The organism is Paenibacillus sp. UASWS1643 (assembly GCF_008693195.1).
Lineage (GTDB): Bacteria > Bacillota > Bacilli > Paenibacillales > Paenibacillaceae > Paenibacillus > Paenibacillus amylolyticus_B.
In genome coordinates this window covers 1-16,598 of the sequence record NZ_VXKZ01000110.1, presented here as the reverse complement: position 1 = coordinate 16,598, position 16,598 = coordinate 1, and the positions used below count along the sequence as shown (strand labels likewise).

The following is a 16,598-nucleotide window of genomic DNA, read 5'->3' as shown; positions in this document are numbered from 1 at the left end:
AAGTTGAACTAAAGAATATTTACACTTGCCACTCCGATGACAGAATAACCTTCCGATCGCTGTTATCCCCAGATTTTTTTGAATCCCTTCTTCAAAGGGAAAATCCGGGGATAGCGTATGCTTCCGAAGCAGCTTTCTTTCAGAAAGCTTTTAGGCGAACGCTTCGCTTCTTCACGTTATTTCTGCCCTCTCCGTTCTCGTGTAAAAAGTTTAGTTAAACTATATAGATCAAAGATAACCATTTAGTCGGTTACTTGTTTTTATTGTGCAATCTCGCGGTTCCAGCGATCTGTCCAGCCTTTAACCTGTTGATTCACAAATTCCATATCCAGCTTGTTCAGCTTCTCAACAACTTCAGCGCCATATGTTACGCCTTCTGCTTCTTCAGCAGTCAGTTCAACCTTTGTGTTAACCGGGGAATCGACTTTAGCTTTGGCAGATTTCGCTTGTACATCTTGGCTAAGCTGCCAGTTGATGAACTCTTCAGCGAGTTCTTTGTTTTTGCTGCCCTTCACGACATTGATTGTGTTCATCACGGCATATGCACCTTCGCTAGGTGTAACAAACTTTGCATTAGGCACGGCTGCTTTCAGATCTTTGAAATACATTTCCATGATCGGTCCGCCCGCAATTTCTTCTTGGGAGAACATGTTCACAAACTCGGAAGTTTGGCTGTAGAATTTCACCACATTGCCACTCAGTTTTTTCAGTTCAGCAAATGCCGCATCTTCATTAAACGTATCGTTTCCAGCTACACGGGAAGCTGCATCCACAACCATTGGCCCTGCTGTTGCCGTAATATTCGGGATGGTCAGGTTACCTTCGAACGCCGGGTCCCACAGGTCACTCCATGAAGTCACTTCTTTGGATACGAGATCCGGGTTATAAGCGATACCGAGCTGTCCAACCGTGTAGGCTGGGCCATAATCTTCACCAAGTGGGGCTTTGGCAATATCATAAATGTCATTTACATTTGGAATTTTGGAACGATCGATTTTCTCGAACAGACCTTCATCGATACCCTGTTGTGCATAATAGTCAGACAGGTAGATAACATCGACATTGGATGTACCCTGACGGATTTTGTTCAGACGTTCAGCGTTATTGCCGACTTCGAGCACGATGTCTACATTATGTTCTTTTTCGAATGGACCAAATACCGATTCATTGAAGAAATCTTCCGAGAAGCCCCAAGTGGAGATAACCAGTTTGTTCGCTGCTGTTCCCCCACTGCCTGATCCGTCTGTCGCATCATCCGTGCTGCTGCCACAACCTGCAAGTAATACCGATGTCATTGCCACTGCTGCCAAACCGCTAATCCACTTTTTCATCATGATCCTGATTCCCCCTGATATATGTGTTTTAACAACCCAACCATTAAGTTGAACTAGCTTGATATTCTCAACTAAAAATTTTACACAATAACGTAGAGGACAGAAAAAACCTGAAGAAGCGGAGCGTTCGCCTTTATTCCCGGATTTCATCATTTTTAAATGCAATCAAAGAAATCTGGGAATAACAGCGATCGGAAGGTTGTTCTGTCATCGGAGTGCCCGTGTAAATTACGTTAGTTGGGCTCTATAGTTCAACTTAAAAAACAAAAAGAAAAGCGCTCTTGTATAAACAAGAACACTTTTCTTCGTAAACAAAGGAAAGCGACACCCGCTGCCGGTACATCATCGGTTTCTGCTTCAGAATCAATCCAAAGACAGACGCCATCATATGAAATTGTACGGAACCTAATTATGAATCCGTGCCATAACCTCTGCATACATCAACACGAATCAATCCTGCCGATCCATCCTTAGGCCTGTTCCAGAATCACATTTGTGATTGCCCACTGAGTGGACGCATCATAATCCCGCAATATAGCTTCAATTGGCAAACCCATGTGTTGCTCGAGCTTCTCCCGGAATTTCTTCTTATATAAGACAGACATGCGGAAGTCCACTTCCAGCTTTAAGCCGGGGGCCTCCCCTTCCAGGGCGTCAGAGCGCGGTGAACGTCGGTGCTTCGCGTAGAAGGTCACAATGTTCTGGTCAATGGTCACTCTCAGGAGAGTGGTGCCAAATCCGAACAGTTCCTTCGAGATTTCGTTATAATACTGGCACATCTTCTTCTTGCTCTCATTGCTGTCCAGTAGTTCCATGAACTCACCCACATCTCTTACTACCGTACATTCGACGTGTTAACACGATTGATTATACATAAATCTTCTGAAATGAGCAACCCAAAAGATATACTTAACATGTAAATCACACACAGAAGCGAACGATAAGACATTTACCTCCAAAAACAATTCGTCTTAAACCACAGTAAATTTACATTAATATGCCTGCATGTCAGTCCTATACTATTGTTACTTCTAAACTACGTTTTAATACACCTTATTCGAGGCTTCGTTTCAACTTTCCCCAAAAGGGTATTAATTCCTGCGAAACATAGACAAACTTCGTCAACAACCGTTAAAATGAGACACAATGTTGACATGTTTTTATTTTCTAGAAATTGGAGGCTTATACCATGCAATGTCCAGTATGTAATCATGAAAATGGAGATGCCCAGTTTTGCGAGAGGTGCGGAACTAATCTAACGCAAACTAACTCTTCACCCTCACTTGTAAAGAACCCGGAATCTGCTGCTGCTTCAGAACCCGAATATACTCGCTGGTCCAGCACGCAGGCTACCTCTTCCCAGGCATCCGCTCCATCCAACACACCATCCGTCTCCATCCACAAGGAACAGGCGAGAGAATCAACTGGTACTAGTGACCATGCTTCTGCAGGAGACAATAGCACCAATCAGTGGAATAATATTGTGCAGAATGAGAAAGTTCAGCAAGCCAAAGAAGTAAGCAAACAGTATCTATCCTATTTCCTCAGTGTATTAGCCCGTCCTTATCAGACGATGAAAACCGTTGGTGACCAGCATTCACTAAACGGGTGGCTAACGATGGCGCTGATTGCAGTCCTATCTTCTACATACTTCTTAATTACCTTTAGTCGCATAGGCATGGATGGTTTGTTCATTGGTGGATTTGTAAGGCCGCTATTGTTCACCGTCATTATCCTGATTGCCTCAATTGCACTGATGTACGCTATTCTGAAAATTGAGAAAATAACCTTCCGTCCCAAAACACTGGTTGCCCAGTTCGGTACATTGCTTGTCCCTGCTGTCGTTTCCCTTGTTCTGGCGAATTTATTTATTATCATCTCATATTCCATCGCGATTGCCTTGCTTGTGGTCTCGTATATCATCATATTTGTCGCTCTGAACTCGGTGCTATTCCAGTATCCACTGAATCGTACCAAAGCAGCCATTGACAGTATGTATAGCGTACTCATCGCCAATGTGGTCGTATTCTTTATTCTGTATCGATTGTTGGGTGAGGTAATTATTGGACTGATCGGTCTGATGCTTTCGCCGTTTGGCCGTCTGTAAACTATATCCGTTGGAATAAAGCTATTTACACTTGTTACTTCGATGACAGAACAACCTTCCGATTGCTGTTATCCCATTAGATTTGTACTAGGCGCTCCCTGCTCACGTGGGGAGCGCCTTTTTTTGTTTTCCAAGGCAGCATTGCACTGTGCATGTATCATACACTATAATGTGTAGTGCAACAGGTATGTTCTTATTGACGTAACAAACCAATCCAGCAACTCCCGTTACGTAATAAGAGGATTCATCTTTGCCATTAACACTACATCATGTAGTGTTATGTTCACTCATTTTACAAAGAAAGCAGAGGAACTCTCTATGGACATGACTCATATGCAAATGGAGCATGAGGCAGGTACATCCTACCTGTGGCTCATCGTAGGTACAATCGTGTTACTGTTCTCCATCGCCGCCTATATCTGGGCATCACGCACACAGGGAAAAATCCTGGGCCACATGAAAAAGAAAGAACGGGCGGACATCCAGAAAAAAAGTCGATCCCTTCGGCTGGTTGCACATGTAATGATGGCTGTGTCGATTATTACGTTTGGCCTGTTCTTCATGCAAGGAGCAGGTAAAACATATAATGTAGCCGATCTGGAATCCAACGCGACAATCGACGTGACTGACGATAAATACTATGGAGCAGACCATACAGAGGACCCCATTCAGTATGAGATGACAATTCCAACATCGGGGCCGCATAATCCGCATGATATCAAGTTTGGATTTTATACCGACTTCCCGGGATATAATTACCTGGTACACAATCTGGAGCACGGGGATATCATCATCTATTATCGGGAGAACGCAAGCGAGGATGTGAAGGAACATCTGAAATACCTCGCTAAATTCCGCGAAGCCGGAGCAGGTATTCTGGCTGTACCCAACAAGGATATTCCCGAAGGCAGTGAAGTTGTGGTGACCGCATGGACCAAAACGATGAAACTCGACCAATTCGACGATGCCAAGGTGGGTACTTTTATCAATAAATATATTAATCAGGGACCTGAAAAGATTCCTGCCTCTGTTCGCCAGGGCGGCGGAACAATGTAATGACGTAATCACTCAGTCATATGAAGCCCCTCTAAGGAGTAACAATGAGGTTTCTTCCAATGATGGGCATGGTCAATATAGGATTGAAACGAAACTAGCTCCCGGATCAAATTGACTCGGGGGCTAATTCTTTATAGAACAGATGCCGATATTTCAAGTAGAAAACGGTATATTTGATATACAATACATACGAACCAAAGAAGAACGACAAGCACCAAGTAAAGAGACAAAGAGACGATTGATTCAACAGATCAAGGGGGAACACTTTTACCAATGAACAGTTTGTTTATGAGGATCTTTTTATTTTTTTCCTGTCTGATGCTGGCCGCGGGTGCGGTTCTTGGCATTACCATGTATCGTTCATCGGCTCAACTGGTCGAGCAATCCATGGGGATGCAGGCACAGGCTGTAGCTGAACGGGCAGCTGCACTAATTGACACCTCTCTGTATGCACCACTCAGTACCGGACAGGACGAGACAGCGTATTACGGCACATTGCGTGAGCAGCTTAGTCAGCTGCGCGAGGCCAATGGACTCAAGTATCTGTACACCCTTGGTACACGCGAAGAAAATGGAACAAATACATATTTCTACGTTGTAGATGGGGCTGCTGCGGATGTGGCAGAGGATGACTTCTCCCCTTACGGTTCCGCAGAAGAGACCCATTATGAAGGAATGCTGCAAGCTTTTGAACAGAATGAGCCTATTCGGGGGGAACTCACACAGGATGAATATGGCGCTACCATTACTGCGTATGTGCCGATCCATGGAGATGACGGGAAAGTACTAGGATTGGTCGGTGCGGATCTGGACTCCACTGCGGTCTATGAACTGATGTCCCGCAACCGTATGACCATGATCTGGACAGCCTTGGCTATTGTTCTGCTGAGTGTCTTGTTGGTGTATGGATTCGCCCATTACTTGACCAGACCATTGGTGAAGTTGAAGAAGTTAATTACCCAGGTAGGAAAAGGCGACCTGACCGTCAACGTTGAACTTAGTCGCAAGGACGAGGTGGGACAGCTCGCTTCCGAGTTCAAACATCTGGTTACAGGTACCCGTGATGTCATGACGGGCATCCGTCATAGCTCCGATTCTCTGCTACAGGCTGCAGAAGGTGTATCGAAACATTCACAGGCGACTGCAGAAGCCAGTCAGCGTATTGCCGAGCATACGAATCATACGGCCAGTGGAGCTGCCGAACAGGTCGCTCGTGCGGGCGAAGTAACGGTAGCCATGGAAGAAATTACACGAAGCATGCAGCACATTGCGAATTCTTCTTCTATGGTCGCGGATGTCTCACAGGAAACGACCAATAACGCGGTGCAAGGTCAAGCCAACATCAACACGGCGATGGACAGCATGGACAAAATTCATCAAGCAAATGTGCAGATGGTGGCCTCCACCTCTCAGCTGGAGCAGTACTCAGGTAAAATTGAGTCGGTGGCACATCTGATGAAAGGCATCGCTTCACAGACCAATCTGCTGGCACTTAATGCAAGTATTGAAGCGGCTCGGGCAGGAGAGTATGGCAGCGGGTTTGCGGTGGTTGCCTCAGAGGTTCGCAAGCTTGCGGGGGAATCAGAGCAATCGTCCCAGCATGTAACCGAACTGATCGCCGAGATGACACGCCAGACTGCCCTGTTGTCAGAACATATGTCTGCCAGCACATCAGCAGTCCAATCCGGTCTCGCTGTTGTTCAGGAGGCAGGCCGTTCATTCACATCCATTCATACCGGGATTGAGACGATGAATGAACGTCTGCACGAAGTATCCGCAGCATCTGAGCAGCTGTCTGCCAGTGCAGAAGAAGTATCCGCTTCTGTGGAGGATATGGAACATATCTCACGCGAATCCTCTTCGAGCATACAGAAGGTATCTCATGCTACCGGAAGCCAACTGCAATCCATGGATGAGATGAGTGCGTCTGCTGAATCTCTGCGGGTATTGTCCAGTGAGCTGAACGGATTGATTGGTCGATTTAAAATATAGCGGGTAGCTTAGATTGCTATATTAGATCGGCTATATAGTTGGACTAAAGAATATTCACACTTGCCACTTCGATGACAGAACAACCTTCCGCTCGCTGTTATCAATTTATATAGATCTGCCCACAACCAAAAAAGCCGCACGGCAGGGACAGGATTATGGGGTCCAACCCCATATCCAGACCACTGCCTGCGGCTTTATTTTTGTTGTACCTTTAATGTTGGCAAGCCCTGAGGCTGCCTGAATTAGTAGCGCTGCGGAGCAGCTTTTTTACCCAAATCCGTCATGTACGTAAAGAACGCTTCCGGATCGGTATCATACACCAGTTGTACTGGACGTCCGTCTGCTTGCTCCACCGTGCGACCTTGGCTAGGACCATCAGGGATAACAATACAGTTTACGGTTTTCTTCTTCACGATGTCCTCGCGTCCAACGGAAGCCGTTGTCAGCACATCCCACAGATAGTATGTGGAATTCGTCTCACTGTACACCAGTGGCGGACAACCTGCGTAACAGTTACCTAGGAAATCAACGCCTTCGAAGCGACGCTCTGCTGCCCAGCGGTTACGAACGGCTGGAGTCAGAGGTACTTTGTTGGTGCTTTCCAGTGCAACCAGATCGATCTGGATACCACTTTGCCATACACGGTAAGCCGCTTCCGGGTCCCAGAATACGTTCCACTCCGCTGTGCCGTCATGCTCGGGCTCTTCTACGTTACCACGCTCAAATGTGCCACCCATCCATACCAGCTTGTCGATTTTCTCTTCAATGTCTGGTGCTTCGTCCAGTGCACGCGCAAGGTCCGTCAGTGGTCCTGTGAACAGAAGCAATGTTTTGCCTTCGGTATTGCGCACTTTCTCGATTAGATGCTGGTGTGCAGGAACTGTAGACAGTGGTGCTTCCATTTTGCCGGACTCGTTCAGTACAGGAAGTGCATCTACATAGAAGGAATGCAGTCTCCACGCCGCAGGAAATGGATTTTTCCCTCTGGAGTTGGATTTGGATACCTCTACGGAATATGTACCGAAACGATCGATAATTTTGCGGCTGGCATCTGTTGCTGGCTCCAGATATCCGTCTGCCGGAATAACCGATACGCCGGTTACATGTACATTGTCCATTTGCAGAAGCATGAACAGCGATACGAGGTCATCCACGCCGCCGTCATGGTTAAAATACACATTAAGTTGGTTCGTCATGCTTGCTTTCATCCTTCCCCTGGTTGTCCCATTGATGTTGATCATCCGTCTGCCCAAGGCCGACGCTCTCTCTATTATGTCCCATAACCCTTGGCTACGTAAACCTTCCCGATGCAAAGAAAACAAGGATCACGCCTCGTCCTGCGGATATTTTACAGTTCCACCATTCCATCTCAGGAGGACAACTGGTAGAGGTCATTATCGTTCGGAAAATAAAGAAATGGACAGCAGGCTTGAAGCCCCGCCGTCCATTTCACCCAATCCATGCATTACATAGACTGGTTTTGTTTCTCCTCATTCTTCTCTGCAATCGGAACATACTTGCCTGGCCAGAAGGCCCATTTGCCCAGCAATGCGGTGATCGCCGGTACCATGAACGGGCGAACCAGGAAGGTATCCAACATCACACCAACAGCTGTGATAATACCAAACTGCACCAACACCTGAATTGGTAATGTAGCAAGTACCGCAAATGTTCCTGCCAAGATCAGACCTGCTGATGTAATAACAGAGCTTGTCTCACCAACACCTTCTCTAATCGCTTGACGAAGTGGCATCGTTTTGCGTTTCTGCCAGATGCTAGAGATCATGAAGATGTTGTAGTCTTCACCCAATGCCACGAGGAATACGAAGGAATACAGCGGAATCGCTCCCTGAATGGCATCTGCGCCAAGTCCGTAGTGAATGATGATCCAACCCAGACCCAGTGCAGAGAAATACGACAGAACAACCGTTGCAATCAGATACGCCGTAGCTACAACTGAACGCAGGTATAATAGTAATAACAATGTAATCATGCCGATGACCACTGGAATAATGATCTTGGCATCCCGTTCTCCGGTTACTTCAATGTCATACTGTTCAGCCGTCTGACCATCGATCCAGACCTGACTCTCTACATTGCTTACTCCAGCATCTTGAAGCGCCTGTTCGGCAGTAGCCCGCAGATCCGGAATATGCTGCATTGCCTCCATGGAATATGGATTCAGATTGAATTCCACATCAAAGGCGGTAATGTTGGCATTCTCGGCACCCTGCTGAGCATCGCCTACTTTGCTAATGTAATCCAGCGATTCGAGACGCTGCTTCAGATCGGTTTCTTTGCCTTCGGCATCAACGATCACTTTGACAGGAGCCAGCTCACCTTGGGAGAATTGTTCGCCGATGACGGTGAAACCTTCGCGGGAAGGCACATCCTCCGGGAAGGAAGACAACAGATCATACGTGAATTTAACCTGAGTAGAGAATGCCGCCAGTCCTCCCAGCAATACCAACGTAATTGCAAGAACGGTCCATGGCTTCGTTACTACAACACGGCCAATCCAGCTTTCCTTCACTTTGCGCGGGGCAGGAGCCGGTTTGCCTTTTTTCTTCGCACGTTCCACTTCCATCTCATGTGTACGTGGTACGAATGGATAAAATGAACCCCGACCGAAGATCGCCAAGAGCGCTGGAACCAGCGTCAGACTTGCAATAAACATAATAAAGATGGACAGACTGAATGGTACGGCAAAGCGATGATATGCACCGTATTCAGCCAGCAACAGCACGAGCAGTGCTGCAACGACCGTGAATCCACTCATGGCAATGGCGCCAGATGATCCGGTAATTGCCTGGAAGATGGCTTTCTTTTTGTCCGGCTCATGATAGAGAATCTGGCGGTATCTGGAGATCATGAACAGACAGTAATCCGTTCCTGCTCCAAATAACAACACGGTCATGATCGAGATCGACTGTGCATCCACCGTGATCCAACCTTGATCTGCCATGAATCCGAGAATGGGGCTTGTCACCATATACGCGAATCCAACCGCAATAATCGGGATAATCGCCAGTACTGGCGAGCGGTAGATCAATAACAGCAGCACTAATACCAGTACAACTGTAGCGATCAGCAAGGATACATCGGCGGAGGAGAACAGTCCGCTCGCATCAATGGATATTCCTACTGGCCCTGTTACACGGGCAATCAGTGTATTGGTATCATCTATGGCTACATCGAACGGGTTTGCCCCGAAGATGTCTTGTGTTTTTTGCTCAAGTGCTTCAATAGCTGCCTTCAATTGTTCCGAATCGGCACCTTCATTGAAGAAAAGTGGCATAACCAAGGTACTTCCGTCTTCCGAAAGCTGGCCTTTCAATGCCTGTGGTGGTAATTGATAGAGTGGCACAACGGACTGCTGTTGTTCTACCGGATCTTGATCCAGTCGCTCCGTTAATGCCTGAATGTTCTGAATCTGCTCATCCGTCAGACCGCCGGCTTGACGCCATACGATCAGCGCGGGCAATCCTTCACCGCCAGGGAATTCCTTCTCGGCAAGTGCAGCTGCCTGAACCGATGGTTTGGATTCACTCAGATCCTGTGCGTTATTGGTTTCACGATCACCTACAGCAGGCCATACCATGCCAAGCACAACGGCGATAATGATCCATACCAACAGCGTAATCCATTTGCTTCGTTTGCCGGCAACCCAGCGGCCGTAACCCGAACCTTCCTGCATTGTCTCTTCATCTCCCTATTCTGTTTCTATGAAGCCCTAATATATATGATGGTGTAGTAATGAACCACGGGTCATAGTATAATCGATTTAATTATATATACCGGAAGGTTAATTTTGCAATGCCTAATTTATGAACTTCCTAAACTAGCGATTAAATACGTAAAGAGGTCAGTGATTATGAACAAAAAAACAAACATTCCCCGGTCACCGGGCAGACCAAAAACGGGCGTCGATCAAGCATCTGTCCAAACCAACATATTGATGACAGCTTCACGTCTGTTTATGGAATATGGGTATGAACCCGTCTCCCTCCAACAGATTGCTTCATTATGCAATGTAACCAAAGCATCAATCTATTATCACTTCACCAGCAAAGCCGATCTGTTCACCGTTGCCATTACCCGCATAATGACGATGAGCATGCAGCAGACCTCACTCCGCCTGGATGAACCTGGCACATTACAAGAGCGACTGATCAAGGTTGCGCAAGCGAAGATGCAACACTCCCATATTGAGACGGAGAGCATGATGCGAGAAGCCGAGAAACATCTGAATACGGAGCAACTCAACCAGATTCGAGAAGCTGAGGTTCAGATCTTCGAAGTGCTCGCGACCCACTTCCAGCAGGAGATGGACAATGGTTATTTGCGGGTGGCCAGTCCCATGCTGCTTGCCCATGCATTTACGTCACTGCTCATGCTTGCAAACCGCGAAGATGTACGCAACATGAACGGCGGCGGCATTGAGGAACTCGCACGGGAACTTGTGGCCCTATTTCTGGATGGAGCGGTTAGGCGGAGCTAAAGACCCTTCTATACGTTTGTCTATGAGCAGCACAAGATGATGTCCGGAATGTTGACCCCTTATTCCATCACATTTTAGGAGGAACAACTTATGTCACATTCAAAACCATCCCCACGTATCCCCCGTCTGCTAGAAACGTCGCGCATATATCTCCGTCCTTTCGAGATTACAGATGTGGATGCTTATTTCCCCGGTCTGTTTGACGCCGAGATGCGCAGGCTGACAGGAACACAGAACAGTTTCACACGTGCTCAGGTTGAACGTTATGTTGAGAGCGCTGCACAAGATGACGCCAGACTCATGCTACTTATTGCTTTACAGGAAAATGACCAGATCATCGGAGATGTTGCCCTGATGGACATGCATGCCAAGAATCGCAGTGCACATATTCGGGTTGCCATCGATCGGGTGGAGCATCAAGGAAAAGGCTACGGTAGCGAGGCATTACTGCTTATGCTGGACTACGGCTTCGGCATCTGTAACCTGCATCGAATCGAGCTTGAGGTGTACGCCTTCAACGAGCGAGCCATTCGCACGTATGAGAAACTTGGATTCCAGCGCGAGGGTGTGAAACGGGATGTCATGTTCTACAATCATCAATACCATGATGCCATACAGATGAGCATGCTGGAGGATGAGTTTAGGCAACGTCATATGAAAGATCAGGTAGGGAATGTTTAAGTTTTCGGTCAGCTAAAATCAAACTAAAAAACCGGGGGATTTAATAACCCTCCCCGGTTAGAAACTTCAGATGACCCGTCAGCACCGAAAGCTCGGCGGGTGTCTTCATATACAATTCTCCGTCCGTGTCAGCTGACATCGGCGCATCTGTCTTCACTTTTAGCGTAGATGCCTTGAAGTATGAAATGCTCTCACTCTGAGGTTGCCAATCTCCCTCCGGCTTGTGCGACAGAACCTCTCGCAGCAGCGGAATGCCTGTCTCATGAATAATGAGCACGTCCAGTTCGCCATCCTGCAACGCATCCGGTGCAAAGGGCAGGGCATTCGTTCCCAGAAAACGGCCATTGGCTGCGTAGATCATCACCGCTTCGCCTTCCATCTCTTTCCCATCCGCCTCCAGTTGGTATCGAAATGGCTCTGTATGACTAATTGTCTGTAAGGTGCTGATGAAGTAACTGAGCTTACCCAGCGCGCCTTTCAGATTCTCGTTAATATTCTGCGAAGCATCACTGATCAATCCAATGCCAAAAAAGTTCGTGAACACCCGATCATTAGCTCGTCCAACATCAATGGATGCCACTCGACCTGCCAGCATTTCTTGTGCCGCAGTCTCTGCATCCGGTGAAATCCCGAGCGAACGCGCAAAGTCATTACACGTGCCTCCAGACAATATACCAATCAACGGAGGATGTTGCAGATCAGCCAGTCCATTCACGCATTCATGCACTGTGCCATCCCCACCCAGGATAAACACCACATCGAATTGTTCCCCGCGCTCACGACACAGCTTCTCTCCTTCACCAGCTTCATCCGTACGCACAATGACAAGTTCATGGACAGCGGGAGCCAGCACACCAGCCACAAGGCCCACTGTATTCTCACGATTGGCCTTGCCCGAATGATGATGATGAATTAACAACGCTTTGTTAAATTCCATCCCTCTTCCTCCATTCCAATGCTTGTTAACCTTTACCCATAAAGGTTGAAGCCGTAAACAAGCCCTTCGTTAAGCACTCATCATGATTCCAAATAGGTTTCCCAATCAGGGATGCATCCTAATCCTCATTCAATTCGTAATAGCTAGATGGCCCGTTTATCCATAAAGCAATTCCTTTTTTAACCAGATTTATGCATGAGAATGAGGGTTTCTCCGCACCTTAATGTCATAAGGCTGCAAATTTTGCTGGTGAGAACCCATTCAAATCGAGTCAAAACGGTTATATCTATACCATATACGAATGGAGGGATTCCCTATGATTCCGGCAACGTTGGAACAATTGGAGCAAGTTCGCAAGGAATGCCGTACCATGGTTCGCAAAAGAGCTACCGCTTCCGCCGGTACAACACTCGTTCCGCTGCCCGGTACAGACGTACTGGCTGATGTGGGGATGCTGATGCAGTTGCTGCCTGCCATTAACAATAAATTCGGATTATCACAAAAACAGCTGGACGGTATGGACCCCGAGACCAAATCCATGATCTATGGATTCGTCATGTCCATCGGAAGCAAAGTCATCGGTCGTATGATCACCAAGGAATTGGTGGTACAGGTTCTGAAAAGAGTCGGCGTACGCGTAGCCACCAAATCGGTCGCCAAATTTGTCCCCTTTGCAGGACAGGGATTGGCTGCTGCACTCAGCTTCACAGCCATGCGCTATGTTGGTAACAAACATGTGGATGACTGTTATGAGGTCGTCAAACGCATGATTGAGCAGCGCGAATTGATTCCGGGTGAATCGGCTCCGTCTGCGCTGGAGGAAGCTAACAGCGACGACGTAAAAGTAGAAGCGAAGTCGGTCTCTAGCAACGACACTGATGAACCTGCGAAGGAGTCTAAGGATCAGTAAATAAAACAATCCATATCCTAATGTCAATCCTCTGGATATACGACAAATAGCCGAGAGCACCCCTAGGGATGCTCTCGGCTATTCTTGTTAGTTACATCTGTAATCAGATCGCCTGCGGTTGTTGCTCCGCAAACTGACTATTGTACAGATCCGCATAGAAGCCCTGACTCGCCATCAATTCATCATGATTGCCCTGTTCAATCACGTTACCATGATCCATAACCAGGATCAGATCAGCGCCACGAATGGTAGACAAACGGTGTGCAATGACAAAGCTTGTGCGATCCTTCATCAGATCATTCATTGCTTTCTGGATAAATACTTCAGTCCGTGTATCCACGCTACTCGTCGCTTCATCCAGAATGAGGATGGCCGGGTTCGCCAGAATCGCTCTTGCAATGGTCAGCAACTGTTTCTGCCCTTGAGAGATGTTCGACGCCTCTTCATTCAGCACCGTATCATAACCATCAGGCAGTGTACGGATAAAGTGATCCGCATGTGCCGCAACGGCTGCCTTGATTACATCCTCTTCCGTAGAACCTTCTCGACCATAGGCGATGTTGTCCCGAATCGTTCCGTTGAACAACCAGGTATCCTGAAGCACCATGCCGAACAGACTGCGCAGCTTGCCACGCTCCATGTCCTTAATGTCGGCACCGTCAATCGTAATCCGACCATCCCGAATTTCGTAGAAACGCATTAACAGGTTGATCAGGGTTGTTTTACCGGCTCCCGTTGGTCCAACAATGGCTACCGTCTGTCCCGGCTTTACATCAATATTCATGTTATGAATGAGCAGTTCATTTTCTTTATATCCAAAATTAACACCTTGGAATGTAACCGCACCTTTAGGCTGCTGTAGTTGCACGGGTTGTTTGGACTCCGGAACTTCTTCCTCTTCATCCAGCAACTCAAATACCCGTTCTGCTGAAGCAATCGTTGATTGAATGATATTGGAGATATTTGCAATCTGGTTAATCGGTTGTGTGAATTGACGGGAGTACTGTGTGAAGGCCAGAATATCCCCGATAGAGATCGACCCGCGTGTAACGAAAATCCCACCAACCACACAGATCAGCACATAACCCAGGTTACCAACAAAACTCATGAGCGGCATAATAATACCGGAGATAAACTGGGCTTTCCAGCCGGATTCATACAGTTCTTCATTGACCTTCTCAAATTGCTGTACGGATTGTTCTTCACGTCCAAATGCTTTGACGACCTTGTGGCCCGTATACATCTCTTCGACATGACCATTCAGTTCCCCAAGGGATTTCTGTTGACCGGCAAAGTGTTTTTGCGAACGGGAAGCGACCAGCATGACAACAACCACACTAAGTGGCAGCGTCAAAATTGTGATCAGCGTCATCCATGGACTAATCGTCAGCATCATGATAATTACGCCGACAATCGTTACGATGGACGTAATGAACTGTGCCAAACTTTGCTGAAGTGTATTACTGATATTGTCCACGTCATTCGTGGCACGGCTAAGTGTCTCACCAGTTGTGCGGGAGTCAAAATATTTCAAAGGAAGGCGTCCAACCTTCGCACTGATCTGCTCACGCATGTCATAGACAACACGCTGGGCTACACCAGCCATCAGGTATTGCTGAACATACATAAATGCAGCACTGAACAGATAAAGCCCGCCAAGCAGGTATAATACTTTCATCAATGCAGGAAAATCAATCCCGGCCCCTTGTACACCCTGAAGGATGGCAATGGCTCCTTGGCTGAGAATATCCGTTCCTTCGGCCATAATTTTTGGACTGATGATGCTGAATACGGTACTCAAAATGGCTGCAACCAGCACACCTAGCAGACGAGAACTATGGGGCTGGAGATAACGAATCAAGCGACGCAGTGTGCCTTTGAAATCTTTTGCTTTCTCTGCGGGAGGTCGCATGCCCATTCCGGGACCTGGACCCGGCCCACCATGGGGACGTGGCGACTTGCGTTCTGTACGTTCACTCATGCGATCTCCTCCTCTGTCAGCTGGGAGGATACAATCTCGCGATACACTTCATTGTGCTCCAGCAGCTCTTTATGTGTTCCTGAACCGACAATTCGGCCCTCATCCATAACCAAAATGCGATCGGCATCCATTACTGTACTTACGCGTTGCGCAACAATTAGCACAGCCGCTTCTGTCGTTTCGGACTTCAGCGCAGCACGAAGTTTAGCATCCGTTTTGAAATCGAGAGCAGAGAAACTGTCATCAAAGATATAGACTTCCGGACGGCGAACAAGTGCGCGAGCGATGGACAGACGTTGCTTTTGTCCACCAGATACGTTGTTACCGCCTTGCGCGATAAGACTATCATATCCCTCTTTCATCTCGGTAATGAAGTTCTCCGCCTGAGCCGTACGTGCCGCATGCACAACTTCATCCATTGTGGCATCGTCTTTCCCGTGACGAATATTCTCCGTAATCGTACCCGTGAAGAGAACTGCTTTTTGTGGTACAAAGCCAATTTTGGCACGTAAATCTTCCTGCCGAAGCTCACGCACATCCGTACCATTTACCCGAACACTGCCCTCGGTCACATCATAGAATCGTGGAATAAGACTGAGCAATGTCGATTTCCCAGAACCCGTACCGCCAATGATGGCTGTTGTCTCACCTGAGCGAGCTGTGAAGGAGATATCGGACAAAGCTGGATTCTCTGCACCCGGATAACGGAAAGTTACATTGTCAAACTCAATCATACCCTGCATGGATTTCATACCACGAGGCTGCTCGGGATTGCTAAGATCCGGCTGCATATCAAGCACTTCGTTGATCCGTTCTGCCGATGCTGAAGCTCTTGGAATCATGACAAAGATCATCGAAACCATAATCAGTGAGAACATGATTTGCATTGCATATTGGATGAAGGCAATCAATGCACCGATATTCATATTGCCGCTGTCGATCCGCATTCCACCAAAATAAAGGATGGCAATCATCGAAAAGTTCATAACCAGCATCATCACAGGCATGATGGTCGCCATGAGCACATTAACTTTGATCGATGAATCTCTCAGTTCTGTGTTGGCCCCGTTAAAGCGCACTTTCTCATGCTCACCACGGT

General features: G+C 47.4%; 13 protein-coding genes. 6 read left to right on the top strand and 7 right to left on the bottom strand.

What is annotated here, in order from left to right; genetic code table 11:
• Window positions 1–260: 260 nt before the first annotated feature.
• The gene (locus FE296_RS17115) at window positions 261–1,331 is read right to left on the bottom strand and encodes an ABC transporter substrate-binding protein (protein WP_150365871.1); all 1,071 of its coding nucleotides are present in this window, start codon (window positions 1,329–1,331) and stop codon (window positions 261–263) included.
• Between the two features lie 473 nt (window positions 1,332–1,804).
• On the bottom strand, window positions 1,805–2,149 hold the full coding sequence (locus FE296_RS17110) for a Na-translocating system protein MpsC family protein (RefSeq protein WP_017691786.1): 345 nt from the start codon (window positions 2,147–2,149) through the stop codon (window positions 1,805–1,807).
• A 374-nt stretch (window positions 2,150–2,523) separates the two neighbouring features.
• On the opposite strand from FE296_RS17110, the gene FE296_RS17105 reads away from it, so the two are divergent.
• From FE296_RS17105 to FE296_RS17095, 3 genes are all read left to right on the top strand, one after another.
• Window positions 2,524–3,441 carry a zinc ribbon domain-containing protein gene (locus FE296_RS17105; RefSeq protein ID WP_124116642.1) on the top strand — a complete coding sequence of 306 codons (918 nt, stop codon included), beginning with the start codon at window positions 2,524–2,526 and terminating at the stop codon, window positions 3,439–3,441.
• Window positions 3,442–3,765: 324 nt separating this feature from the next.
• A complete protein-coding gene (locus FE296_RS17100) occupies window positions 3,766–4,497 on the top strand; it encodes a DUF3105 domain-containing protein (protein WP_190945311.1) in 732 nt (243 codons plus the stop codon).
• 273 nt (window positions 4,498–4,770) lie between these two features.
• Entirely contained in the window at window positions 4,771–6,489 is a 1,719-nt protein-coding gene (locus tag FE296_RS17095; protein ID WP_124116644.1) for a methyl-accepting chemotaxis protein, read from the top strand.
• Window positions 6,490–6,731: 242 nt separating this feature from the next.
• On the opposite strand, the gene FE296_RS17090 is transcribed toward FE296_RS17095, so the two are convergent.
• Together FE296_RS17090 and FE296_RS17085 are read right to left on the bottom strand one after the other, a co-directional pair.
• Complete coding sequence (locus FE296_RS17090) at window positions 6,732–7,685, bottom strand: nucleoside hydrolase (protein ID WP_091035973.1); 954 nt, start codon at window positions 7,683–7,685, stop codon at window positions 6,732–6,734.
• Window positions 7,686–7,954: 269 nt separating this feature from the next.
• On the bottom strand, window positions 7,955–10,186 hold the full coding sequence (locus FE296_RS17085; RefSeq protein ID WP_124116645.1) for an MMPL family transporter: 2,232 nt from the start codon (window positions 10,184–10,186) through the stop codon (window positions 7,955–7,957).
• 177 nt (window positions 10,187–10,363) lie between these two features.
• Here FE296_RS17085 and FE296_RS17080 point away from each other — a divergent pair, with 177 nt between their 5' ends.
• Entirely contained in the window at window positions 10,364–10,990 is a 627-nt protein-coding gene (locus tag FE296_RS17080) for a TetR/AcrR family transcriptional regulator (protein WP_150365774.1), read from the top strand.
• 90 nt (window positions 10,991–11,080) lie between these two features.
• Complete coding sequence (locus tag FE296_RS17075) at window positions 11,081–11,671, top strand: GNAT family N-acetyltransferase (RefSeq protein ID WP_150365773.1); 591 nt, start codon at window positions 11,081–11,083, stop codon at window positions 11,669–11,671.
• A gap of 40 nt (window positions 11,672–11,711) precedes the next feature.
• Here the strand turns inward: FE296_RS17075 and FE296_RS17070 are convergent, their stop codons facing one another.
• Window positions 11,712–12,608, bottom strand: coding sequence for a diacylglycerol/lipid kinase family protein (locus tag FE296_RS17070; protein ID WP_150365772.1), 897 nt, complete (start codon window positions 12,606–12,608; stop codon window positions 11,712–11,714).
• A 316-nt stretch (window positions 12,609–12,924) separates the two neighbouring features.
• Here FE296_RS17070 and FE296_RS17065 point away from each other — a divergent pair, with 316 nt between their 5' ends.
• Complete coding sequence (locus FE296_RS17065) at window positions 12,925–13,518, top strand: hypothetical protein (RefSeq protein WP_124116649.1); 594 nt, start codon at window positions 12,925–12,927, stop codon at window positions 13,516–13,518.
• Window positions 13,519–13,621: 103 nt separating this feature from the next.
• Here FE296_RS17065 and FE296_RS17060 read toward each other — a convergent pair whose 3' ends face one another.
• Together FE296_RS17060 and FE296_RS17055 are read right to left on the bottom strand one after the other, a co-directional pair.
• Entirely contained in the window at window positions 13,622–15,499 is a 1,878-nt protein-coding gene (locus FE296_RS17060; RefSeq protein ID WP_150365771.1) for an ABC transporter ATP-binding protein, read from the bottom strand.
• Window positions 15,496–16,598, bottom strand: a 1,103-nt coding sequence (locus FE296_RS17055) for an ABC transporter ATP-binding protein (protein ID WP_150365770.1), incomplete at its 5' end; no start/stop codon positions are given. The genes FE296_RS17060 and FE296_RS17055, both read right to left, overlap by 4 nt.